The sequence below is a fragment of the Rhodopila sp. genome, from assembly GCF_965276935.1.
Classification (GTDB): Bacteria; Pseudomonadota; Alphaproteobacteria; order Acetobacterales; family Acetobacteraceae; genus Rhodopila.
On record NZ_CBDIBS010000004.1, the window covers coordinates 1,847,580 to 1,869,794 of the forward strand.

At 66.5% G+C, this 22,215-nt stretch carries 22 protein-coding genes and 1 pseudogene; 15 read left to right on the forward strand and 8 right to left on the reverse strand.

Features of this window, described 5'->3' with window-relative positions; genetic code table 11:
- Window positions 1-116: 116 nt before the first annotated feature.
- Window positions 117-665, reverse strand: coding sequence for a TetR/AcrR family transcriptional regulator (locus ACQY4S_RS24925; RefSeq protein ID WP_428487878.1), 549 nt, complete (start codon window positions 663-665; stop codon window positions 117-119).
- A 129-nt stretch (window positions 666-794) separates the two neighbouring features.
- Between ACQY4S_RS24925 and ACQY4S_RS24930 the strand changes: the two genes are divergently transcribed.
- Complete coding sequence (locus tag ACQY4S_RS24930; RefSeq protein WP_428487879.1) at window positions 795-1,586, forward strand: SDR family NAD(P)-dependent oxidoreductase; 792 nt, start codon at window positions 795-797, stop codon at window positions 1,584-1,586.
- A gap of 206 nt (window positions 1,587-1,792) precedes the next feature.
- Complete coding sequence (locus ACQY4S_RS24935) at window positions 1,793-2,704, forward strand: SDR family NAD(P)-dependent oxidoreductase (protein WP_428487880.1); 912 nt, start codon at window positions 1,793-1,795, stop codon at window positions 2,702-2,704.
- Between the two features lie 365 nt (window positions 2,705-3,069).
- Here ACQY4S_RS24935 and ACQY4S_RS24940 read toward each other — a convergent pair whose 3' ends face one another.
- On the reverse strand, window positions 3,070-3,414 hold the full coding sequence (locus tag ACQY4S_RS24940; protein ID WP_428487881.1) for a transposase: 345 nt from the start codon (window positions 3,412-3,414) through the stop codon (window positions 3,070-3,072).
- Between the two features lie 262 nt (window positions 3,415-3,676).
- Window positions 3,677-4,009 carry a tRNA-binding protein gene (locus tag ACQY4S_RS24945; RefSeq protein WP_428487882.1) on the reverse strand — a complete coding sequence of 111 codons (333 nt, stop codon included), beginning with the start codon at window positions 4,007-4,009 and terminating at the stop codon, window positions 3,677-3,679.
- 74 nt (window positions 4,010-4,083) lie between these two features.
- Here ACQY4S_RS24945 and ACQY4S_RS24950 point away from each other — a divergent pair, with 74 nt between their 5' ends.
- From ACQY4S_RS24950 to ACQY4S_RS24970, 5 genes are all read left to right on the forward strand, one after another.
- Complete coding sequence (locus ACQY4S_RS24950) at window positions 4,084-5,682, forward strand: gamma-glutamyltransferase family protein (RefSeq protein ID WP_428487883.1); 1,599 nt, start codon at window positions 4,084-4,086, stop codon at window positions 5,680-5,682.
- 2 nt (window positions 5,683-5,684) lie between these two features.
- Window positions 5,685-7,172: an amidase gene (locus tag ACQY4S_RS24955; protein ID WP_428487884.1), complete on the forward strand. Its 1,488-nt coding sequence runs from the start codon at window positions 5,685-5,687 to the stop codon at window positions 7,170-7,172.
- Between the two features lie 344 nt (window positions 7,173-7,516).
- Window positions 7,517-7,918, forward strand: a complete 402-nt coding sequence (locus ACQY4S_RS24960; protein ID WP_428487885.1) for a CopG family transcriptional regulator — start codon at window positions 7,517-7,519, stop codon at window positions 7,916-7,918.
- Between the two features lie 43 nt (window positions 7,919-7,961).
- Window positions 7,962-8,984, forward strand: coding sequence for an extracellular catalytic domain type 1 short-chain-length polyhydroxyalkanoate depolymerase (locus ACQY4S_RS24965; protein ID WP_428487886.1), 1,023 nt, complete (start codon window positions 7,962-7,964; stop codon window positions 8,982-8,984).
- A gap of 435 nt (window positions 8,985-9,419) precedes the next feature.
- Window positions 9,420-10,169, forward strand: coding sequence for an alpha/beta fold hydrolase (locus ACQY4S_RS24970; protein WP_428487887.1), 750 nt, complete (start codon window positions 9,420-9,422; stop codon window positions 10,167-10,169).
- Between the two features lie 224 nt (window positions 10,170-10,393).
- Here ACQY4S_RS24970 and ACQY4S_RS24975 read toward each other — a convergent pair whose 3' ends face one another.
- Window positions 10,394-10,633: a type II toxin-antitoxin system Phd/YefM family antitoxin gene (locus ACQY4S_RS24975; RefSeq protein ID WP_428487888.1), complete on the reverse strand. Its 240-nt coding sequence runs from the start codon at window positions 10,631-10,633 to the stop codon at window positions 10,394-10,396.
- 267 nt (window positions 10,634-10,900) lie between these two features.
- On the opposite strand from ACQY4S_RS24975, the gene ACQY4S_RS24980 reads away from it, so the two are divergent.
- From ACQY4S_RS24980 to ACQY4S_RS24995, 4 genes and pseudogenes are all read left to right on the forward strand, one after another.
- Window positions 10,901-12,004 (forward strand): NAD(P)/FAD-dependent oxidoreductase, encoded by a 1,104-nt coding sequence (locus ACQY4S_RS24980; protein ID WP_428487889.1) that lies wholly within the window; start codon window positions 10,901-10,903, stop codon window positions 12,002-12,004.
- Window positions 12,005-12,133: 129 nt separating this feature from the next.
- Window positions 12,134-12,904 (forward strand): IS701 family transposase, encoded by a 771-nt coding sequence (locus tag ACQY4S_RS24985; RefSeq protein WP_428487890.1) that lies wholly within the window; start codon window positions 12,134-12,136, stop codon window positions 12,902-12,904.
- Window position 12,905: 1 nt separating this feature from the next.
- A pseudogene (locus ACQY4S_RS24990) lies at window positions 12,906-13,147 on the forward strand (transposase); the annotation flags it as partial.
- A gap of 93 nt (window positions 13,148-13,240) precedes the next feature.
- Window positions 13,241-13,366, forward strand: coding sequence for a hypothetical protein (locus ACQY4S_RS24995; protein ID WP_428488523.1), 126 nt, complete (start codon window positions 13,241-13,243; stop codon window positions 13,364-13,366).
- A 614-nt stretch (window positions 13,367-13,980) separates the two neighbouring features.
- On the opposite strand, the gene ACQY4S_RS25000 is transcribed toward ACQY4S_RS24995, so the two are convergent.
- From ACQY4S_RS25000 to ACQY4S_RS25010, 3 genes are all read right to left on the reverse strand, one after another.
- Window positions 13,981-14,670 carry an N-acetyltransferase family protein gene (locus tag ACQY4S_RS25000; RefSeq protein ID WP_428488495.1) on the reverse strand — a complete coding sequence of 230 codons (690 nt, stop codon included), beginning with the start codon at window positions 14,668-14,670 and terminating at the stop codon, window positions 13,981-13,983.
- Complete coding sequence (locus ACQY4S_RS25005; RefSeq protein WP_428488496.1) at window positions 14,601-15,875, reverse strand: bifunctional phosphopantothenoylcysteine decarboxylase/phosphopantothenate synthase; 1,275 nt, start codon at window positions 15,873-15,875, stop codon at window positions 14,601-14,603. The genes ACQY4S_RS25000 and ACQY4S_RS25005 overlap by 70 nt, the downstream gene beginning before the upstream one ends.
- Window positions 15,876-15,949: 74 nt before the next feature.
- Entirely contained in the window at window positions 15,950-16,741 is a 792-nt protein-coding gene (locus tag ACQY4S_RS25010; RefSeq protein ID WP_428487891.1) for a class I SAM-dependent methyltransferase, read from the reverse strand.
- A gap of 29 nt (window positions 16,742-16,770) precedes the next feature.
- On the opposite strand from ACQY4S_RS25010, the gene mutM reads away from it, so the two are divergent.
- From mutM to ACQY4S_RS25030, 4 genes are all read left to right on the forward strand, one after another.
- Entirely contained in the window at window positions 16,771-17,622 is an 852-nt protein-coding gene (mutM, locus tag ACQY4S_RS25015) for a bifunctional DNA-formamidopyrimidine glycosylase/DNA-(apurinic or apyrimidinic site) lyase (protein WP_428487892.1), read from the forward strand.
- A gap of 132 nt (window positions 17,623-17,754) precedes the next feature.
- Window positions 17,755-18,534 carry an enoyl-CoA hydratase gene (locus ACQY4S_RS25020; protein ID WP_428487893.1) on the forward strand — a complete coding sequence of 260 codons (780 nt, stop codon included), beginning with the start codon at window positions 17,755-17,757 and terminating at the stop codon, window positions 18,532-18,534.
- Between the two features lie 161 nt (window positions 18,535-18,695).
- Window positions 18,696-19,898 carry an EAL domain-containing protein gene (locus ACQY4S_RS25025; protein WP_428487894.1) on the forward strand — a complete coding sequence of 401 codons (1,203 nt, stop codon included), beginning with the start codon at window positions 18,696-18,698 and terminating at the stop codon, window positions 19,896-19,898.
- Between the two features lie 102 nt (window positions 19,899-20,000).
- On the forward strand, window positions 20,001-20,954 hold the full coding sequence (locus ACQY4S_RS25030) for an LLM class flavin-dependent oxidoreductase (RefSeq protein WP_428487895.1): 954 nt from the start codon (window positions 20,001-20,003) through the stop codon (window positions 20,952-20,954).
- A 16-nt stretch (window positions 20,955-20,970) separates the two neighbouring features.
- Here the strand turns inward: ACQY4S_RS25030 and ACQY4S_RS25035 are convergent, their stop codons facing one another.
- Complete coding sequence (locus ACQY4S_RS25035) at window positions 20,971-21,939, reverse strand: hypothetical protein (RefSeq protein ID WP_428487896.1); 969 nt, start codon at window positions 21,937-21,939, stop codon at window positions 20,971-20,973.
- Window positions 21,940-22,215 lie beyond the last annotated feature (276 nt).

Genomic DNA, 22,215 nt, shown 5'->3' on the forward strand with positions numbered 1-22,215 from the left:
CCCGACCCTGTTCAGACCGTCGCCGCCTTGGTTACGGCGCTTCTGGCTTTCCCGAAAACGATGGTGTTTGGGAATGCCGCGTGTTGCTTCGAGAAAGCAGCTTCGAGGACGTCGCCTTAGCGAGCATCGCTACAGCGAAGGCCATCCGCCAACAACGCCACCATTCGCTGCGCCTGCGCGGGCTCGTCAACCTCCGACATGGACAAGCGGGCGATCGCGCCGAGCAATTCACCTGCAGCAATGTCCGACCGGATGCGCCCGGCGGTGATCGCTGAAGCAAGAAGCCTCTCAAGCGCAGGGCGAAGGTGTGCGTCGAAGTGCTCCGGCAAGGCCGCATAGGCGGGCTCGCCCGAGTGGAGCGCGCCGGCGAGCCCGCGCTTGGTCGCGAAGAAGGCGGAGAAGCGCTGCATCCACCGCCTGAGCGCTTCGAACGGTTCATGCTCGGCCGCCAACTCGACGGCGGCCTCTGCACAGTCATCAATTTCGCGACGAAAGACGGCGGCGATCAAATCTGATCGCTGCGGGAAATGCCGGTACACGGTGCCCACGCCTAGGCCCGCCTTGCCGGCTATGTCGCGGATGGGAGCATCCACCCCGGTGACGGCGAAAATCTCCTTCGCCGCCTGAAGCAGCGCATCCAGACTGCGCTGCGCATCCGCCCGCATAGGCTTGGACGCGCCCCCCTCCGCCTCACTGTTCAACCCTGATTGCACGCTGGCCTCTTTACAGACGGAACGTAGTTCCGTATAGATAGTGAACGTCGTTCCGCTTCTCTGTAACGGCTCGAACGGCTTTTGACCACCGCGAATAGCGACCCTGGAGATCGGCCCATGAACACTGACGTTTTCAATCTCGCCAGCAAGACCGCCCTCGTCACGGGGGGCAGTCGCGGCATCGGCGCGGCCTGCGCCAAGCTGCTGGCCGAGCGCGGCGCCTCGGTTGCGATCACTTATTCGCGCAGCGCGGAGCGGGCCGAAGCCCTCGTGAGTGAAATCACAGCCGCAGGCGGATTGGCGTTCGCGATCGCGGCCGACGCGGGCGAAGTGGACGCCGCCAAGGCAGGCGTGGCTCAGGCCATCGATCGGCTTGGCGGACACCTCGACATCCTGGTCAACAACGCTGGGATCGCCGAGCATGGTCCGATCGGACTGCTGAGCGACGACACGTTCGAGCGGCAGATGGACATCAATGTGCGCGGCGTCTGGTACACGACATCGGCCGCCGTAGCGGCGATGCGCGATGGTGGACGCGTCATCAACATCGGCAGCTTCCTGGGCGAGCGCGTGTCGGCGCCCGGCACGAGCGCCTATGGCATGACCAAGCACGCCGTGGCGGGGTTGACCAAGGGATGGGCGCGCGATCTTGCGGCCCGGCAAATTACGGTCAACACGGTCGAGCCCGGATCGATCGAGACCGAGGCCAATCCCAACGAGGGTGAGCGGGCAGCGATGATCAAGATGATGGTCCCGCTTGGTCGCTACGGACAGCCCCGCGAGGTTGCCGAGCTTGTGGCCTTCCTGGCCTTGCCGGCGGCGAGCTACATCACGGGCGCGCAAATCCTCGTTGATGGGGGCATGTTGGCCTAACGACAGCATGCTCCTCGCGCCAGCGCTGAGGGTCACGCGCTGACCGTATTGGCCAGCCTGGTCGTGCCGATGCGCGTCCGGGCGGCAGGGCACACCGCCTTGCGCCCTGCTCAGTCTTCAACATACCAATCGAAAGTCGCAGCGCGATGACGCATGGACAGCACCCCATCGGCACCGGGTTCACCGCCGCTTCGACCGCGGACGATGTGCTTGCCGGCCTCAACTTATCCGGCCGGAACGCCATCATTACCGGAGGCCACGCCGGCATCGGCTTGGAGGTCACGCGCGCGCTCGCGAAAGCAGGAGCGTATGTGGTCGTGGGCGCCCGCGACCCGGAGTGTGCCGCCCGAGCGTTAGCGGGGATCGATCCGGTCGAGGTTGATCGTCTCGATCTGCTCGATTCGGCGTCGATCGACGGCTTCGCAAAGCGTCGGCTCCGAAGCGAACGTCCGCTACATGTGCTCGTGAACTGCGCCGTGGCGTCCGGCGGCCCGGAGCGCGACCCTCGCGGGTACGAGACACAGTTCGCGACCAATCACCTGGGGCACTTCCAGCTTACGCTGGCGCTGCTGCCCGCGCTGCGGGCCGCTTCGGGTGCAAGGGTCGTCAACGTTTCGTCCGGTGCCCAGCGGTTCGGTTCGATGCGTTGGGACGACCTCCAGTTCACGCAGGAGTATAACTCCCTTGCCGCCTACGCTCAGTCCAAGGTCGCCAACGTCCTGTTCGCGGTCGAACTGGACCGGCGCTGGGCGGCGGACAGCGTTCGCGGCTATGCGGTTCATCCCGGTGTCGTTGCGGGCACCAAGCTGACCAGCGCGGCCGGTGACGCCGCGTTGAAGCGAATGGGGCTGATCGATGAGGCCGGCGAGCCGATCATCGACCCTGCCGCGGGGAAGAAGACGCCGGCCCAGGCGGCCAGTACAATCGTGTTTGCCGCGACCAGTCCGCTGCTGAACGGCAAGGGCGGCGTGTACCTCAAGGACAACGACATCGCCCCTCTGGTCGATGAACAACCTTCCCTCACCAACAATGCCATCCCGGCCGACGCCGCATCGCACTCCATCAATCCGGAAGCGGCGCGCAGATTATGGACGGTGAGCGAGGCCCTTCTTGTTTAGGAACTTGGGGCAACCTGATCCGCCGGTTTCCGAGACTCCGATGCAGATTGCCCATCAGGGCAGGGCACCGTCTTCTCGACAAGGAACGTCCGGCGGGCAGGGCAGGGCTTTTTCCTTGCAGGGAGGTCCTGGCGGAGATCCCGAAACCGAACGTTCAACGGGAAGACGGTTCCGCAGCGTGGTGAAGCGGCGTTGTTGGATGCCGCCTTCCTAAAACCTGTTCCCGGATCGCCTTTCCCGAAACTGCTCGATCCACATGGCGGAAAGGGATTCGCTTAGGTGCTGGAACGGTCCCCCGGGCCGCATCAGGACTACACCTGCTCACCACCCTACCCGGCACTTGGAAGCGGATGGCTTTTGTGATTCTAGACTCTTAAAGTGAAAGGCTTCTGTGTTCGAACGATCGCATGCGCGAAGACCAGGATCTTCCGAGCGATGGCCAGCAGAATGACCTTCGGCGGCTTATCCGCCGCCCTCGTACGTTGCACGAAGCCGGCCAAGGCAGGATTACGGCGCCTGCTACTGAGCGCGCACATGTACAGCGCATGGCGCCGGCGCTCTGATCCCATCCTACTGATACGGCCGGGGCGGCGTACCGTGCTACCAGAGCTACACGTCTGGGGGAACAAACCGGCAAAGGCGGCAAGCCCCTTCGGGGTGAAACCATCGATGTTCGGCACTTCGGCCAGCAGTATGGGGGCGGTGACCATTCACACGGTCCGAGGGCCAAGGGAGAACACCGCCGCGACTGGTGACGATGGCCACTGGCACCAGCAACGGCAACTTACAAGGGCCGACTGGTCCGCGCGCTTGCTCGCTCGCCCGGGCATGACGGATTCAAAGCGGAGCCACCTGATCGGAAACTGCTCTAAAGCGCGATTGGTTTAGGTTGACCCACGCATCGCGCTTTGACTGGTTGTTCGATCGCGTGATTCACGCCTTCTGACTGGGTCGGCCTCAGGCGATCACGCTTTAGAACAGTCTGCCGCCGTTCGGAACGATGAAGTCGGGCCTGACCAGAACCACCGCGCCGTCCGTATCAGGCATGCCGAGAGTAAGAACCTCGCTGATGAACGGGCCGATCTGGCGCGGCGGAAAGTTCACCACGGCGCAGACCTGACGGCCGATAAGCTGGTCGCACCGGTAATGCGTGGTGATCTGCGCGCTGGAGTTCTTCACCCCGACCTCCGGGCCGAAATCGATCGTCAGCTTGACCGCGGGCTTGCGCGCCTCGGGGAACGGCCGAGCGTCGATGACGGTGCCGACCCGGATGTCCACGGCGTCGAAGTCTTCAAGGCGGATCATGCGTTCCCCTCCGGTACGTTGCCACCACGGCGGCCTGGGATAATGTGACGGTTCAGTTGATGTCGAGGTAGTCCATGCGCGATTTCCAGTTCACCGGCCGCAGTCCGGTTTATGCCACTCATGGGATGGCGGCAACGTCGATGCCGGCGGCCACCCTGACGGCGCTGGACGTGCTGCGCGCCGGCGGCAACGCATTGGATGCCGCGGTCGCCGCGGTGGCGGTGCAGTGCGTGATCGAGCCGCAGTCCACCGGCATCGGCGGCGACTGCTTCTGCCTCTACGCACCGGCCGGGACCGGCAAGGTCTATGCGCTGAACGGGTCCGGCTGCGCCCCCGCGGCGGCCTCCATCGACTGGTTCGAGAGCCATCAGATCCGCGCCATCGAGAACACCTCGCCGCACGCCGTCACCATACCGGGCGCGGTGAACGCCTGGGAAACCCTGCTGAAGGCGCATGGCCGCAAGGGACTGGACGAACTGCTGCAACCGGCGATCCGCTATGCCGAGGAGGGCTGGCCGGTGCATCCCAAGGTGTCCTGGGACTGGAAGCGCAACGAGGACAAGCTGCGCAAGGGCGGTTCGACACCATTCCTGCCCGGCGGCAAGGCACCCGCGGTCGGCGACCTGTTCGCCCAGCCGGCGCTCGCGGAGACACTGCGCCTGATCGCCAGGCATGGCGCCAAGACCTTCTATGAGGGTCCGGTCGCCGCCGACATGGTCGCCACCTTGCGCGCCCGCGGCGGCCTGCACACGCAGGAGGATTTCGCCGCCGGCCTGCACAATGCCGAGTTCGTCGAGCCGATCACGCTGAACTGGAAGGGCTACGACATCTATCAGTGTCCGCCGAACGGCTCCGGCATGATCATGCTGATGATCATGGGCATGCTGGGCGGGCTGCCGTCGGCACCGGATGGGCCGACCGGCCTGATCCGCGCGCAGCGCCATATCGAAGCGGCTCGGCTGGCCTACCGCGACCGGGATGCCTTCCTGGCCGATCCGGGCATGGCGGACGTTCCCGTCAAGAAACTTCTCAGCGCCGAATATCTGGCGTCGCAGCGGGCGTTGATCCGCGATGACACCGCAATGCGCGACCTGCCGGCGGCCGGCGAGGCGCTGCTGCCGCCGCACAAGGACACGGTTTATCTGTGCGTCGTCGACAAGGACGGCAATGCGTGCAGTTTCATCAACTCGCTGTTCCAGGCGTTCGGCACCGGCATCCTGTCGCACCAGTCCGGCGTGATGCTGCAGAACCGCGGCTTCGGCTTCCGGGTGGAACGTGGCCATCCCAACTGCATCGCGCCCGGCAAGCGCCCGATGCACACGATCATTCCGGGCATGCTGATGCGGGATGGCCGGGCGGTGATGCCGTTCGGCGTGATGGGCGGCCACTTCCAGCCGATGGGGCAGTCCTGGTTCCTGACCAATTTCCTCGAGTACGGATTGGACATCCAGCAGGCAATCGATCTGCCCCGGCTGTTCCCGTATGAAGGCAAGCTGCAGGTCGAACGCGGCATCTCCACCGATCTGGTGCGCCGGCTGGCGGCGATGGGGCACCAACCGGAGGAAGCCGAACGGCCGCATGGCGGCGGCCAGGCGATCTGGATCGACCACACGCGCGGCTGCCTCGTGGCCGGATCGGAACCGCGCAAGGACGGCCTGGCACTGGGGTATTGAGCATGACGGAGGCATGTGATCTGACGGCTGTCGAAGCCCGTCGGCTGATCGGCGTCCGCGGGCTTTCCGCGGCCGAACTCCTGCAAAGCTGCATCGCCCGGATCGAGGCGGTCGATCCCGCCGTGAACGCGATGGTCACGCGGGATTTCGAGCGGGCGCGCGCGGCGGCGAAGGCGGCGGATGCGGCGGTGGCACGCGGCGACGCCTTGCCGGCGCTGCACGGCTTGCCGATCGGCATCAAGGACCTGCAACCCACCGAGGGCCTGCGCACCACCTTCGGCAGTCCGTTGTTCGCGGATCACATTCCGGTGGCGGATGACCGTATCGTCGCGTCCCTGCGGCGCGCGGGCGCGATCGTCATCGGCAAGACCAACACGCCCGAATTCGGCGCCGGCGCGAACACCCGCAATGCCGTCCATGGCGCGACCGGAAATCCGTTCGATCCTGCAAAATCCTGTGCCGGGTCTTCCGGCGGTTCGGCGGTGGCTTTGGCGACCGGCATGGCGCCGATATGCTCCGGTTCCGACACCGGCGGATCGCTGCGCAACCCGGCGGCATTCTGCGGCATCGTCGGATTCCGGCCAACACCGGGGTTGGTGCCGAATGATAGACGCCTGCATGGGTGGAGCGGGCTGCCGGTGGTCGGGCCGATGGCGCGCACCGTCGCCGATACCGCTCTGCTGCTGGCCGCGATGGCGTCCGATGATGCCTCCGATCCATTGGCGACAACCGTCCATGGCATGACGGTGCGGCGGGCGGCTGGCTTCTACCCGCCGGCGCGCATCGACCTGTCCGGGCTGCGCGTCGCCGTAACGCCGGATTTCGGCTTTGCACCGACCGAACGTCTGGTGCGGGCCACATTTGCCGAGAAGCTTGGCCTGTTCCGGCATGTGTTCGCGCGGGCCGAAACGGCATCGCCGGATTGCGCCGGCACCGACGGGGTGTTCGAGATCCTGCGCTCACTGGGATTCCTGGCGGCGCATTTGGAAAAGGTGCGCCAGACGCCCGAACTGGTAGGGCCCAACGTGCGGGCAAATGTCGAGGAAGGGCTGCGCTATTCGGCGGCGGATGTGGCACGGGCGATGACGGCGCAGACCGCGATCTATCGGCGCTGGCAATCGTTCTTCCAGAGCCATGACATCATCCTGACCCCGGCGATCACGGTCAGCCCCCGGTCGTGGCGGGAGCTGTATCCGGCCGACATCGACGGCGTGCCGACGCGGACGTATTTCCACTGGCTGGCGATGGCCTACGCGGTGACGGTGGTGGGACATCCCGCGGTCTCGCTGCCGGTTGGGCTGGACCGCAACGGCATGCCGTTCGGCTTGCAGATCGTCGGACCGCGTGGCGGGGATGCGCTGGTCCTGCGGGTCGCCGCGGAACTGGAGGCGCTGCTGGCCGGCGACATCCGTACGGCAAGGCCCGTGCCGGATATGAAGGTTGCGGACCGCCGCGCCGATCAGCGGGATGCAAGGCTTTCTGGGCTTTGATTAGCGCGGGTTCCGATCAGGTCGCTCCATTTCGAATCCGTCATGGCCGGGCAACCTGATCAGCAACCGCGCCAGACGCATTTCCGATCCGGTCGCTGCGTTTTGAACCCGCCATGGCCGGGCGAGCTGATCGGAAATTGCGCCAGACGCATTTTTCATCAGGTCGCTGCGTTTTGAATCCGTCATGGCCGGCCTTGTGCCGGCCATCTGCGCACCGCCGGCTGGGGGCGGACGGCCGGGACGAGCTCGGGCATGACGAACTGGTGCAACCTGATCAGAAACCGCGCTAACCCTTGAAAGCTCGGTCTGCCTCCCCATCTACCATCCATGTGGATGGTATGAAGATGGTCGAAAGCAGAATTTCCGAAAGCGAGAAGATCACGATCAACCTGGGTTTCGTCGACCTCGGCCACATCGACCTACTGGTACGGGACGGTTTCTATTCCAACCGCACCGATCTGATCCGTACCGCCATCCGCAACCAGATCGACCGCCATGCCGAGGTGGTGCGTCAGTCCGTGGTTCGGCAGACGCTGGATCTAGGGTTGCGGCACTACAGCCGGGAAGCTCTGCAGGCGTTCCGCGATCGCGGCGAGATGGTTCGCATCAACGTGCTGGGTCTGGCCAGCATCGCCCAGGATGTGACGCCGGATCTGGCGCGGGCGGTGATCGCGTCGGTCACCGTTCTGGGTGCTCTGCATGCCAGTTCGGCGGTGCGGGCGGCGCTGGCGGATCGCACCAACTGAACATCACGACCCTAGCCCGTTCTCCGTCCTGAAAGACATGATCATGAAGATTTCGCTGTCCGACGCAATGAACGCGGCAACGCGCCTAAGCCAGTCGCGGCTGATCCAGCCGAACCGATTGACCGAGGCGTCCGCGTCGCTGCAACGCCTCCTCGATGGCGTGCGACTGCGGGCCAGCGAGACGGTGCGTGCCCCTGGGACGGCATCGTCCACTGGCCGGGATGCCGGGCAATTCCTGTCGAGGACATTCGGCAACCAGGCGGGCAGCCGGCCCTACAAGCTTTACATCCCAAGTGGTTATCACGGACAGCCGGTTCTATTGATCGTCATGCTGCATGGCTGCACCCAGTCCCCCGACGATTTCGCCGCCGGAACCCGCATGAACCTGGCAGCCGAGGCGCAAACCTGCCTGGTGGCTTATCCAGGGCAAACCAGCGCCGCCAACGCGCAAAAGTGCTGGAACTGGTTCAACGCCGGCGATCAGCGGCGTGACGGCGGGGAGCCATCGCTGATCGCCGGCATCACCCGACAGATCATGCGGGATTATGCCGTCGATCCAGCCAGGGTCTATGTCGCCGGATTATCGGCCGGGGGTGCGGCGGCGGCGATCATGGGACATGCCTATCCCGAGCTGTATGCCGCCGTCGGCGTGCACTCCGGGCTGGCATGCGGCGCGGCGCGAGACATGCAGTCGGCGCTCGCCGTGATGCGGACGGGTGGCGGCGGACCCGCGCGGCTCGCCGAACAGCGGGTGGTGCCGGCGATCGTGTTCCATGGACAGCGGGATACCACGGTCAATCCGCGAAACGGTGACGCGGTCGTCGCCCAGGTGGTTGATAGCACCGTATATACAAAGCGGCAGGAGGATGGGCAGGTTCCGCACGGTCATGGCTACAGCCGGATACTGTATTTCAATGCGGCCGGAGCGGTCGTGGTGGAGAAATGGATGGTCCAAGGCGCCGGCCACGCCTGGTTCGGCGGCAGCCCGGCTGGGTCTTACACTGATCCCAAAGGTCCCGATGCGACGCAGGAGATAATGCGGTTTTTCCTGGCGCATCCCCGGTAATTATCACGGACTTTAGCCGAGCACGACAACCGGCCGAGGGCCATGCGCCCGAAAGCCGCTAGCCACCGATACCGACGCGCCCTGTTGTCAGTGTCGAAGAAGGCCGCCGGTGACATCTCGATCAACCCGACATTCATCGCCGCCGCGGCGCGATGCAACATCCTGTCGCGTGTCGCCAATGCGATGCCACGGCCCGATCCGGCAAGCTGCGATGCAGCGTTCGGCTCGCGTCCGTGGCTTCATCATGAAAACACCAGGCGGCTGTGACGAAGGCATCAATGACAACCGGGTCTAGTATCTCGGCACAGTGATTTTGACCGGCTGGAGCAAGCGGGACCGAAGGGTCCGGCGACCCACTTTACGCAGCAGCCAGCCTTCACAAAACCGGGCAGACTGGGCAGACTGGTCTGCCAACGTGTTGCCGGAGGGAGTGCGATGCCGTTTTACGAGAAAGGTGATGTCCTGATCCGTTACGAGGAAGCTGGGAACGGTTTTCCGCTGCTCCTCGTCCCCGGCGGCGGCCTGAACTCGCGCGTGAGCAACTGGCCCAATGCGGTTTTTAACTCGATGGAGATATTCAAGGACGAGTTTCGTTGCATTACGATGGATCAGCGCAATGCGAACGGCGGCGAGTCCAGCGGCCCAATCCCCGCCGCTGACCCGTGGGACGCCTTCGCCGATGACCAGCTCGGGCTGATGGACCATCTCGGGATCAAGCGATTCCTTTTCATGGGCTACTGTATTGGCGGCTGCTTCGCGCTCAAGCTGATGCAGCGGGCGCCAGAACGCGTGATGGCCGGCGTGCTGGTCCAGACGGTCGGGCATCACCCTGAGCACCCGGATTACATGTTCAATGCAGGACGGGACGTCTGGGCGCCGGAGTTGCTACCCCGGCGGCCCGATCTCGACATGGCGCAGGTCGAGCGTTATCTGCATGACCTTTACCGCGTACGGCCCGAGTTCGTTTACAGCGTGTCGCCGGACTTCGCGCGTTCCTGCCAAACACCCATTCTGGTCCTGCCGGACGAAACGCCTGCCCATCCGCTTGTGTCCTCCATCGATGTCGCCTCGCTCTGTCCGAACGCCGAGATAACGGTGTTTCCTTGGCGTGAGCCGCCGGAGCTGAAGGCCAGGACGATCAACCGGGTTCGAAGCTTTCTTCGGGCGCATCGGCCCGCCGGCTGACAGCCTCGCCCACTGACATCGATCGTTACGCAGAATCGACCCGAGCCGTCGGAATCGGAGGCACGGACATCTGCTCCTTCGGCCGCGCTTGATCCAACCGGTCAAAATCACTGTGCGGAGGCACTAGAGCAATATCAGCCTGACTGGAATAGCGAAGCGATCTCAGGCTGATGAAATTGCTCGTGAAATACAGCTAGAGCGGTTCCACGCTTGGTGGAACCGCTCTAGCATTTACCGTCGGCGTCTCGGAACATTCTCCAGTCGCCATGGAGCGTCTGACCTGCTGCCAGTTCTTCCATGCGCTTCAATGTTGCCTTGATCAGCGCCATGTTCCGCCGGACGACGGATACAAGTTGGGCCACCAGTGTTCCGCGCCGGGTGATGGTGAAGCTCTCGCCCTTTGCCACGCGCTCCAGCAAGGCGGACAGTTGGGTCTTCGTCTCAAAGGCGCCAATGCTATCCACCTCAACCCGTCTCCAACCAGATTGCGACAGGGCGAAGGTTAACATCGTCCAGGGCAAATCGGGTCCATTCGACTCGCTGACGCTGCCACGCAAGCAATAGGACAAGATTGCAGCCCCGGCAGACGTCGTCGACCCGAAACATCACCCACCTGCTCCTTGTCCGGCAGCACGGCCTCAAGGACCTGCCAGCTTGCAAACGCCGCATGTTCATCCCGATCGGAATCCACGTTAAGGTTCCTTCGCCCGACTGCGCATAAAGGTTCACCCATGTCCCACATCCACGACCTCATCGTCATCGGCGGCGGCCTGGTCGGCGGTGCCATCGCCTGGGGTGCGCAGGCCAAGGGCGCGTCCGTTGTCCTGCTCGATGAAGGCGACATCGCCTTTCGCGCCGCCCGCGGCAATTTCGGCCTGGTCTGGGTGCAGAGCAAAGGCGCCGGCATGCCGCCCTATGCGCACTGGACCCGCCAGTCGGCGGCGCTGTGGCCCGATCTCGCCGCCAGCCTGCGGGCCACCACCGGCGTGGACACCGCGCTGCACCAGCCCGGCGGCCTGGCCTTCTGCCTGTCGGATGACGAATACGAACAGCGCGAAAACATGCTCCGCCGCATGCATAACGAAAGCGGCGACATCGGCACCCGCATGCTCAGCCGCCAGGACGTCCGCGCCATGGTGCCCGGCTTGGGGGACAAGGTCACCGGCGCCAGCTTCTGTCCGATCGACGGCCACGCCAGCCCGCTGCATCTGCTGCGCGCGCTGCATCAGGCGCTCGGCCCGGCCTATCGCCCGCACCAGCGAACCGACCGCATCGACGCCACCCCAGACAGCTTCACCGTACACTGCGGCACAACCAGATACATCGCTCCAAGGATCGTCATCGCCGCCGGCCTCGGCAGCCGCGACCTTGCTCCGCTGGTCGGACTGCACATGCCGGTGGCCCCGTTGCAGGGCCAGATCATCGTGACCGAGCGGATACGCAAACTGCTCGACTATCCCACCCACCTGCTGCGCCAGACGGACGAAGGCACCGTCATGCTCGGCGACAGCCAGGAGGACGTGGGCTTCGACCTCAGCACCCGCGTGGCGGTGCTGCAAAAGATCGCCGACCGCAACACCCAGATTTTCCCGGCACTGAAACAGGCATCGGTCATCCGCATGTGGGCGGCCTTGCGGGTGATGTCACCGGACGGCTTCCCGGTCTACCAGCAGTCCGTCCGCTATCCCGGCGCGTTCGCCGCCACCTGCCACAGCGGCGTGACCTTGGCGGGCGCGCATGCATTGGCGCTGGCGCCGGCGATCCTGGCCGGAACCTTGCCGGATATCTTGTCCGCGTTCGCCAGCACCCGCTTCGGCGAAAGCATCGCTGCATAGAGCGTGATCGCCTGAGGCTGATCCAGTTAGAAGGCGTGAATCACGCGATCAAACAATGCCTTAGCACTACTCTGCCACCTTTGGCGGCATCCGGCATTATTGAGGCGTTCATCAGCCTGGAGCGGCAGCATGGCGGCGAACGCCCATGCTCACTGGACCGAGGCGCTTGAGGCATGGCTGGCACCCTTCCTGGCGCGCTTGAAGCCTGCGGCCCGGCAACATTCGGCGGTGGTGTATCTGCAAGGGCTGACCCTGCCGGGTGAGCGCAATAGCATCGAGCCGCTGGCGCAGCGGGTGGCGCCAGGGGCGGTGCAGCAGTTGCACCATGTCATTTCCACCTCTCGTTGGCCCACCGTGCCGGTGGAAGCCGAACTGGCCAAGGCCGCCGATCGGCTGGTGGGCGGCACGGATGCGGTGCTGGCGGTGGATGATACCGCGCTGGTCAAGAAGGGACGCCACTCGGTTGGGGTGGCGCACCCGTATTGCGGGCAGTTGGGCAAGCAGGCGAACTGCCAAAGCCTGGTCTCGCTCATTCTGGCGCGCGCCGAGGTGCCGGTGGGTATGGGGTTGCGGCTGTTGTTGCCAAAAGACTGGGCCTGTGATGCCGAACGCCGCCGGGCGGGCGTGCCGGAGGCGGTGGTATTGCAGCCGAAATGGCACATCGCATTGGACGAGATCCAGCGCGTGATCGGCCAGGGCGTGCGGTTTGGCGGCATCGTGGCGGATGCCGAGTATGGCAAGGTGGCGGCGTTCCGTCTGGCTTCGAGAGCCGGTCCACACTCTGGTGGCCGATCATCCGACGCTGCTGCTGATGGCCGAGGCGCTGCTGCGGGCGCGTGCGGTGGTGCTGGAACAGTTCCTCAAGCTGGACAAGAAGGTCCACGGCGCGGCGTGCGCTGACATGCGGGCGCGGCTGTTGACGACGATCCCAGGCGTGGGATCATCAATCATCGCGCTGAGCTATGTCGCGGCGATCGACGATTCCGGACGGTTCAAGTCCTCCAGGACAGTCGGCGCGCTGTTTGGCCTGACACCGAAGCGCCAGCAGTCCGGCGAGACGGATGTGACCGGGCGGATCTCGAAGATCGGTGACGCCGGCGTACGCACGGCGCTCCATGCGGTCGCCAATGTCATCCTGGAACATCCGGTGAAGGGGTCTGCGCTGAAGCGGCGGGCGAAGCTGACCCAAGGTTCCGTCGGCGCAAGCCGAGGGAATGGCCAGATGAGGGGATGAGCGTGGCCAAGCGGACGGGGATGCGCAAGGCCAAGGTGGCGCTGGCGCGCAAGCTGGCGGTGGTGATGCATCGGATGCTGGTGGATGGCGCCGCGTTCGTGGCGGAAAAGGCTGCAGCGGCGGCATAACAAAAGGAGAGAACACGGGTTCGGGGGGCGGGACAACCAGCCTTCCGGAGCAAGGTCGCGTCGCCGGGACGAGGGATCAGGTCAGACCGCATCACGCCGAGCGGCGCCGCAAGGCTCACCGCGCATCTGTTGGATTGGCCGGCCGCTCCTCATCAGACGCCATCAGGCGGCGGCCAGGCGCCGACCCCGGACAGAAGCGCGACACCGGCGAGGGGATAAGGCTCCAAGCGCGAAGACGCAGGGCCGGCCGACGTCGCCCGGCTGACCCGAGGCTGGCGTCGTGTGGCGCCGCCCTTAAGGACGCGGCGCGCCGGCTGCGCCGGTGGCTTGCGGCCATCCTTAACCGCGGCGCCACACGACGCCGAGGGACGCTGTAGGCCGGGACGGGAAAACGGCGCATCAGCCGAACCAGAAAACTGGCAAAAAGGCAGAGAACTTGAGGAAACCACACTTGAAAGGGATTGACACACGAAGGCCCGTTACAGAAGCGTGATCGCCTGAGGCTGACCCAGTCAGAAGGCGTCAATCACGCGACCTGACAAGGCGTTAACCATGATCGGACACCGGCGCTGATGCAATCGCAATCGATCATGGTCTAATCCTGGGTCACTTCATCAATAAGGATGATCGCGGGGGGCATCCGCATCAGCCGCTGGGTTGGACAGCGTCAGCACCATCAGTTCCTCATCAAACAGGTCCGCGCCGATCCGCAGGCTTGCCGGCTCCACGCCACAGGATCGAAAACCGGCACGCAGGTAAAGCTGGCGGGCCGACTCGTTGCCGACCGTCACGGACAAGGTCAGGCTCAGCAGGCCGATGCACCGGGCGTGCCTGATCAGTGCCTCCATCAGCGCCCGTGCAAGGCCGGTCCGGCGGCTATCGGAGGCGACATAGACGCTGACCACATGCCCCTTGTGGCGCTGCTTGATCCGGCTGGGGACCAGCACGGCGGCGCAACCGACAAGCCGGCCCGCCACGAAGCCGCCAAGCATCATCCCGGGCGGTTCGGCGATCAGGCGTCCGGTATCTTCCGCTTGCTCTTCCTCGAACGAAATACCGAACGCTTCAGGATGCGCCCGCAACGCCTGCAGCCGCAGCGGCCGGAGGTCCGCCAAGTCGCTGCGTACCAGGCGGCGGATCAGCCAGGATGGCCGACCGACAGCGGCCTGACCGCAGGCGGACCGGCCGGCAGGCGGGCGGCTGGAAACGGGCTGGCCGGAAGGGGACGTATCCGTCAGCGCAGCGCCTCCGCGATGCGGGCGGCCAGCCGGCGGGCGACATCGTGCTTGGCCAGACGCGGCCAGTCCTCGATCCCGCCGGCGGCGACGATGTGAACGCGGTTTTCCTCGCCGCCCATGATGCCGGTGGCGGGTGAGACGTCGTTGGCGACAATCCAGTCGGCGTTCTTGCGTCCCAGCTTGGCCTGAGCATTACGCATCACGTCGTCGGTCTCGGCCGCGAAGCCGATCACCAGTCGGGGGCGACGTGGGCCCGGGGCGGCGATGGTAGCCAGGATGTCCGGATTGGGCACCAGGGTCAGCGCCGGCGCGGCGGCGCCGGGCTGCTTCTTGATCTTGCCGGAAGCGGCCTGCTCGACGCGCCAGTCGGCGACGGCGGCGGCGAACAAGGCGATATCGGCTGGCAGGGCGGACTGGCAGGCGTCCAGCATCTCCCGCGCGGTCTCCACCCGGCGGACCGTAACACCCGGCGGGTCGGGCACGCTGACCGGGCCGCTGACCAGCGTCACCCGCGCGCCCAGCTCCGCCAGGGCGGCGGCGATCGCATGGCCCTGCCGGCCGGAGGAGCGGTTGGCGATGTAGCGCACCGGATCAATCGGCTCGTGCGTCGGGCCGCTGGTGACCAGGGCGTGCCGCCCAGCCAAGGGGCGGGCCACAGAATGGGGGCGAGCCACGGAATGGGGGCGAGCCACGGAATGCGCCGCCGGACGCGGCTCGGGGGCCAGCAGCGCCTCGATCGCCTGCAGAATGACCGGCGGTTCGGCGAGGCGTCCGGGGCCGAATTCATTGCAGGCCATCGCCCCTTCGTCCGGCCCGACGACGTGGACGCCGCGGCCGGTCAGGGTCGCCATGTTGGCCAGGCTCGCCGGATGCAGCCACATCCGCACGTTCATCGCCGGCGCCACCAGCACCGGCTTGTCGGTCGCCAGCAGGACGGTGGAGGCCAGGTCGTCGCACAGGCCGGCCGCCATCTTCGCCAGGATGTTGGCGCTGGCCGGCGCCACCACCAGCAGGTCGGCGGCGCGGGAAAGCTGGATGTGCCCCATCTCCGACTCGTCGGTCAGCGAGAACAGGTCGGCATAGACCTTCGACTCGCTCAGCGCCTGCAGCGACAGCGGGGTGACGAAGCGGCCGCCGTTGTCAGTCAGCACGCAGGTGACCCCGCAGCCCTGGCGCCGCAGCAGCCGGATCAGTTCCAGCGCCTTGAAGGCCGCGATCCCGCCGGCGATGATCAGCAGGACGCGCTTGCCGTGCAGTGCGGCGCCCCTCAGGGAGGCGACGTCCAGGGAGGCGACGTCCAGGGGAGCAGCGTCCGAAGCGGGGCTGTCCGGGGAGGTGGCGATGCTCACAGCCGCCAGCCGCCGTGGATCGCGGCGATGCCGCCCGAAAGGTTGCGGACGGCGACACGCGCCAAGCCAGCCTGCCGCAACATCGCCGCCAGTGTTTCCTGGTTGGGAAAGGTCCGGATGCTTTCGGCCAGATAGCGGTAGCTGTCCGCGTCCTTGGCGACGATGCGGCCGATCCGGGGCAGCACCTTGAAGGACCAGGCGTCATACAGCGGTCCCAGCGCGACGACGGTGACCTGGGAGAACTCCAGGCACAGGAACCGGCCGCCAGGTTTCAGCACCCGGCGCGCCTCGCGCAGCACGGCGGGCTTGTCGGTGCAGTTGCGCAGGCCGAAGGCGATGGAGACGCGGTCGACGCAGCGGTCCGGCAGCGGCAGCTTCTCGGCGTCCGCCACGACCAGGCTGACCTGATCGGCGAAGCCGCGTTGCAGCGCGCGGTCCCGCCCCACCGACAGCATGGCGTTGTTGATGTCGGTCAGCAGCACCGGACCGCCGCCGCGTTTCAGCCAGCCAAAGCTGATGTCGCCGGTGCCGCCGGCAAGGTCCAGCAGCGTGTCGCGCGGCCTGGGCCGCAGGTCGTTGACGAGGATCCGTTTCCAGACGCGGTGGATGCCCAGCGACATCAGGTCGTTCATGCGATCGTAATTCGGTGCCACGCTGTCGAACACGGCGTGCACCAGACCGGCTTTCTCTGCCCGGTCGACCGACCGGAAGCCGAAGTCGACGGTGCCACTGGGGGTTGTGCCACTGGGGGCTGTGCCGCTGGGGGCTGTCGCGGGATTGTCGCTCATGCACCGAATCTATAGCCTGAATACGATATATGCCGGAACTCCCCGAAGTCGAGACCGTGATGCGCGGCCTGCAGGTGCGGCTGGAAGGTCGCGTGCTGCGGCGCGCGGTGGCGCGCCGGCCCGACCTGCGCTGGCCGCTGCCGGCGGGTTTGGCAGAGCGTCTGGTCGGCGCGCGGGTGGCGGGGTTCCGGCGGCGCGGCAAGTATATCCTGATGCGGCTGGACAGCGGCTGGTCGGTGCTGCTGCACCTGGGCATGTCCGGGCGGATGGTGCTGACGCCTGTCACCGCGGCCGGCGGCGTCAACAGCGTCACGCTGCACGAGCACCTAGAACTGGAAACCGACGACGGCTGGCGGGTCGGCTTTGTCGATCCACGCCGGTTCGGCTCGGTCGACCTGGTGGAGACGACGCGGGAGGACGCGCACCGGCTGCTGGCCGGACTTGGCCCCGAACCGCTTGACGAGGCGTTTTCCATCGCGGTGCTGACGGCGGCGTTGGCGGGCAAGCACGCGCCGATCAAGGCGGCGCTGCTGGACCAGAAAGTGGTGGCGGGCCTGGGCAACATCTATGTGTCCGAGGCGCTGTTCCGCGCCGGCATCTCGCCGCAGCGGCTGGCCCGCAGCGTGCCCGGCGCGCGGGCGAAGCGGCTGGTGCCGGCGATCAAGCAGACGCTGCAAGATGCGATCGCCGCCGGTGGGTCGTCCTTGCGGGATTACGTCCAGCCGGATGGGGCACTGGGATATTTCCAGCACGCCTGGAAAGTCTATGGCCGCGAGGGCGAACCATGCCCCGGCTGTCCCGGCGCGCCCGCCTGCGACGGCGTCCGGCGTATCGTGCAGTCCGGCCGCAGCACATTCTATTGTCCCCGCACGCAGCGGTAGAGCCCAGCGATGGGTCGCAGTGAAGGATTGCGGCGAACGGTGGTCCGGCGGGCGGCACCCTTCCGTGCCGGGACGCGTCTGGTATGGTCGCGCCACAGGCGGCGAAACCGCCGCCGCCAGAAGGACCGCAGCATGGCCACGTATGAAAACATTATTGTCGAAACCCAGGGCCGGGTCGGCCTGATCCGGCTGAACCGCCCCGCCGCGCTGAACGCGCTGTGCGACGCGCTGGTGCGCGAAATCGGCCAGCAGTTGCAGGAATTCGACGCCGACCGCGCGATCGGCGCCATCGTCCTCACCGGCAGCGACCGCGCCTTCGCCGCCGGCGCCGACATCAAGGAGATGCGCGAGCGCAGCAATCCCGCCGCCATGGTGGAGGATTTCATCGGCGCCGGCTGGGAGTCGGTGCTGCGCGTCAAGAAGCCGGTGATCGCCGCGGTGGCCGGCTTCGCGCTGGGCGGCGGCTGCGAGCTGGCGATGATGTGCGACATGATCTTCGCCGCCGATACCGCCAAATTTGGCCAGCCGGAGATCAACCTGGGCGTCATTCCCGGCGCCGGCGGCACCCAGCGGCTGACCCGCGCGGTCGGCAAGTCCAAGGCGATGGACATGGTGCTGACCGCCCGCATGATGGACGCGGCGGAAGCCGAGCGGGCCAACCTGGTCTCCCGCGTGTTTCCGGCGGACCAGTTGTTGCCGGAGGTGATGAAGATCGCGGAGCGCATCGCCAATCTGTCGCCGGTCGCGGTGCAGTTCGCCAAGCAGGCGGTCAACCGGGCCTTCGAGACCACCTTGGCGGAAGGCGTGCGGCACGAGCGAGCCCTGTTCCTGTCGCTGTTCGGCACGCCGGACCAGAAGGAAGGCATGGCCGCGTTCGTGGAAAAGCGCAAGGCGACGTTCCAGTTCGGCTGAACGCCAGCCGTCTTCCCGCTGACCTGCTGCGTGGAGGCGGCCTGCAATGGTATGGTTCCCTTGGAAATCTGCAACATGGGGTTGCAGTCTTCATCCAATTCCCGGGATTCCTCTCGCACAGTTTTATCGGACGGACGCGCCTTCCTGGTATGGAAGAGGTCATGACCGGAGAAGCTTGCAGAGGTGTGGTGCCGCAGGGCGGCGGGTTGGCGGGATCGGACCGGTTCTCCCCGCCGGACCTGAACTTGTTGCTGGTCAGCCGAAGTGCCAGTTGGGACCATGCCGTGCGCTCCGCGACGCGGGAGATTGGTGGCGGCAACGTCGCCACCTGCGGCGCGCGGGATGCCCTGGCTCGCCTGGCTCGCCAATCGCCGCATTACTCGCATGTTCTGGTGGACGGCGATGCCGCGGATGGCCTGCTGAAGGCGCTGGCCGACCTGGCGAGCGAAATCGCCGGCCCCGAGACGGACATGCTGATGCTTGGCACCATGATGAACGAGCAACCGCATGTCCGGGTGATCCCGGCGGCGGAGACACGGGCGGTGCGGGAAGCCTTGATGACCACGCCGCCGAGGATCCGATCCGACCTCGGCCTGTCGGAACTGCGGGCCGCACTTGACGGCACGATGATCGAGCCCCGCTATCAACCCATCATCCGCATGTCCGATCGCCACCCGATCGGCCTGGAAGCGCTGGTTCGGCTCAGTCACCCGGTGGCGGGCGTGCTGCTGCCGAGCCAGTTCGTGCCGCAGATCGAGGATGCCGGGCTCGCTGGCCAGTTGACCGAGCTGGTCTCGGGCCGCGTGCTCGCCGACCTGCTCGGTCCTGACTTGGCCGGCAGCGGGCTGCGCATCTCGGTGAACTTTCCGCTGGATGTGCTGCTGCGGCCGGCCGCGCTGGACCGGCTGGAAGCACAGCGGGTCGCTGCCGGCATCCCGGCCAGCCGGATCATCGTCGAGCTGACCGAGAGCAAGCCGGTCGCGAATGTCGTGACCTTGCGGCGTTCGCTGGAGCATCTGCGCGGCCTGGGCTACGGCATCGCAATCGATGACGTCGGACCAGCGGTGCCGCGGCTGGCGCCACTGCTGGAACTGCCGTTCACCAGCCTGAAGCTGGACAAGGACCTGGTGATGCGGGCGATCGTCTCGCCCGAGACCGAGCGGTTCGTGGCGACGACGATCGCGCAGGCGAAGCAGCACGGGCTAACAGTGGTCGCCGAGGGTGTGGAAACCGAGGAGACCTGGGCACGGATGCTCGCCCTGGGCGCGGATGAGGCGCAGGGTTTCCTGGCGGCGCGCCCGCTGCCGCTGGCGGCCGTGCCGATCTGGCTGGAGGCGTGGAACGCCGGGTCTCGGGCAGCCTGAGCCAACCGCCCAGCCTGAGCGAACGGCCCAGCCTTAGCGAACCGCATTGCCTGCGGTCGTGATTCGATAGACCATCCGCCTGAACAGCCGGAGGCGACGGAGATGGCGCGCAACATCGCGGTCGGGGTCGGGATCATGGAATACCCGTTCGACAGCGTGGACGGGTTCTGGCGCTGGGTCGACCTGTGCGAGCAGGGCGGCATCGACTCGATCTGGCAGACCGACCGGCTGGTCAGTCGCACGCCGTTCCTGGAAAGCATGACGATGCTGGCCGCCGTGGCGGGACGGACAAGGCGGGTCAAGTTCGGGGTCAACGTCGTTTCCGTCGCGATGCGCGAGCCGGTGCTGCTGGCCAAGCAGTGCGCCACCATCGATGTGCTGTCGGGCGGGCGGCTGCTGCCCGGCTTCGGCATCGGCAGCCCGCGCGGCGCGGAGTGGACGGCGATGCACCTGGACAGCACTACCCGCGGACGCAAGACCGACGAGGCGCTGGAGATCATCAGCCGGCTGTGGGCCGGCGAGGCGCTGGATTACGCGGGCAGGCATTTCCGGCTGACCGGCGCGTCGATCGCACCGCTGCCGGTGCAGCCGGATCTGCCGATGTGGATCGGCGGAGCGTCCGAGGCCGCGATCCGGCGGACCGCCAGGCTGGGCAGCGGCTGGCAGGCCGGGGCGGAGACGCCGGAGGCGGTGGGCGCGGTGATCACCGGGATCAAGGCGGCGCTGACAGAAACCGGACGGAGCATCGACGAGGACCATTACGGCGCGGCCTTCGCCTTCCGCTTCGGCGGACCGGACGATCCGGGCGTGGAGAAGGTGATGGAGCGCTACCGGGCGCGCACCGGGCGCGACGCCGGCGACCTGTTCGCGATGGGCGACGCCGAGGTGATCGCGCGACGGCTGAGCGCCTATGTCGACGCCGGCGCGTCCAAGTTCATCCTGCGGCCGGTGGCGCAGGGGGACGCGGACATGCTGACGCAGACCAGGCGGCTGGTCGAGGAGGTGCTGCCGCTGGTGGCGGCGCGATGGCCGAAACCGCGAAAGGCGGCGGCTTGAGGGTCTGTCCGATGGACTACTCCACCGGGTTCGACGGTGGTGTGGCGCAAGGCGGCCACGGCATGGATGGCCCTGACAGCAGTTCATTGGCGCTGCTGCTGAGCGCCGCGGCCTGCACCATGGCCTCCTTGCGCTGGTGCGGCGACAGATCATCGAGTTCGGCGGTGAATTCCGCCGCCACCTCCGCCATCGCCGTAGCGAAGACGGCGCGGTAGCGTTCCTCGGCGGTCATGGCGGGGGCGGTCATGGCGGGGGCGGTCATGGCGGGGGCGGTCATGGCGGGCGCCGGCGCCGGGGTTGGCAGGGGCAGCGTGGCAGCAACCGGCGCGGCGGCCGGTAGCGAGGACGGCGTTGCCTGATCCGGCGCTGCCACTAGGGCCGGCGCCGCCACTGGGACCGGCGGCGCGGCGGCGACGGCTTGCGCGGCCTGGTCTGAAGCCGCCTGCCGGGCCTTGGCTTCGGCGACGCGCTGCTGGGTCTGTGCCAGATCGGCCAGCACCTGCGCCTCATAGCGCGCCTGATCGGCGTCCGGCGCAACTTCGGCCCAAGTCGCGCCTGGGTGTGCCGCATTGCCTCCGGCCGTATGGGCATATTCCGTGCCAGCACATTCCGTGGCGGCCAAGCGGCTGGCTTGCAGGGCGCGGCGGCTCTGTTCGGCGGAGCGGTTCAGCGCGTTGGCGTTGCAGCGCCAGCGCAGCATCATCAGCGGCGGCGTGTCATCGGCCATGGACAGGGCAAGTGAGCCCAGCGCGGCGAGGCCGAAGCCGATGATCCGCGCGATGGTGATCAGTTCCATCGGGTCGCGCGCGCTATAGCTGTTCACCGTCTCCAGCGCCGCCATGCGGGCGAAGGTGAGGTCGCCGCCGCTGTCGATCAGGAACATCGGCGTCAGCAGGGTGACGACGAGGTTCAGCAGGATGTCCATCGGGCGAACCGGCGGTGTGGTTCCGGTCGCGGGTTGGGTGCGGCTGGTGGTCTCGGTCATGGCGGCTGGTTCCGGATAGGTCGTTTGGGTTCTACCGGAAGTTGTAGGACACTGCAAGAAATATTTCCTACATAGGCCATTAGAACGATTTTTCATCAGATCGCTTCACCTTCAACCCGTCATGGTCCGGCTCGTCCGATGGAAAAGCGCAGGCCATGACGAAGTGGCGCAACGTGATCGGAGACCACTCCAACGAACCATGTTTGTCATCACGGCCGCCTGCACCGGCCGCCTGCACCGGATGCCTGCCCGGCGTTGCAGCGGCGTGGGCGCGCG

Coding starts and splice junctions, on each gene's coding strand:
- ACQY4S_RS25030 (WP_428487895.1), top strand. CDS start 20,001: ATGGCGCGCAACATCGCGGTCGGGGTCGGGATCATGGAATACCCGTTC.
- ACQY4S_RS25025 (WP_428487894.1), top strand. CDS start 18,696: ATGACCGGAGAAGCTTGCAGAGGTGTGGTGCCGCAGGGCGGCGGGTTG.
- mutM (WP_428487892.1), top strand. CDS start 16,771: ATGCCGGAACTCCCCGAAGTCGAGACCGTGATGCGCGGCCTGCAGGTG.
- ACQY4S_RS25020 (WP_428487893.1), top strand. CDS start 17,755: ATGGCCACGTATGAAAACATTATTGTCGAAACCCAGGGCCGGGTCGGC.
- ACQY4S_RS24985 (WP_428487890.1), top strand. CDS start 12,134: ATGGCGGCGAACGCCCATGCTCACTGGACCGAGGCGCTTGAGGCATGG.
- ACQY4S_RS24960 (WP_428487885.1), top strand. CDS start 7,517: ATGGTCGAAAGCAGAATTTCCGAAAGCGAGAAGATCACGATCAACCTG.
- ACQY4S_RS25035 (WP_428487896.1), bottom strand. CDS start 21,939: ATGACCGAGACCACCAGCCGCACCCAACCCGCGACCGGAACCACACCG.
- ACQY4S_RS24945 (WP_428487882.1), bottom strand. CDS start 4,009: ATGATCCGCCTTGAAGACTTCGACGCCGTGGACATCCGGGTCGGCACC.
- ACQY4S_RS24980 (WP_428487889.1), top strand. CDS start 10,901: ATGTCCCACATCCACGACCTCATCGTCATCGGCGGCGGCCTGGTCGGC.
- ACQY4S_RS24955 (WP_428487884.1), top strand. CDS start 5,685: ATGACGGAGGCATGTGATCTGACGGCTGTCGAAGCCCGTCGGCTGATC.
- ACQY4S_RS24965 (WP_428487886.1), top strand. CDS start 7,962: ATGAAGATTTCGCTGTCCGACGCAATGAACGCGGCAACGCGCCTAAGC.
- ACQY4S_RS24950 (WP_428487883.1), top strand. CDS start 4,084: ATGCGCGATTTCCAGTTCACCGGCCGCAGTCCGGTTTATGCCACTCAT.
- ACQY4S_RS25010 (WP_428487891.1), bottom strand. CDS start 16,741: ATGAGCGACAATCCCGCGACAGCCCCCAGCGGCACAGCCCCCAGTGGC.
- ACQY4S_RS24940 (WP_428487881.1), bottom strand. CDS start 3,414: ATGGTCACCGCCCCCATACTGCTGGCCGAAGTGCCGAACATCGATGGT.
- ACQY4S_RS24970 (WP_428487887.1), top strand. CDS start 9,420: ATGCCGTTTTACGAGAAAGGTGATGTCCTGATCCGTTACGAGGAAGCT.
- ACQY4S_RS24925 (WP_428487878.1), bottom strand. CDS start 665: ATGCGGGCGGATGCGCAGCGCAGTCTGGATGCGCTGCTTCAGGCGGCG.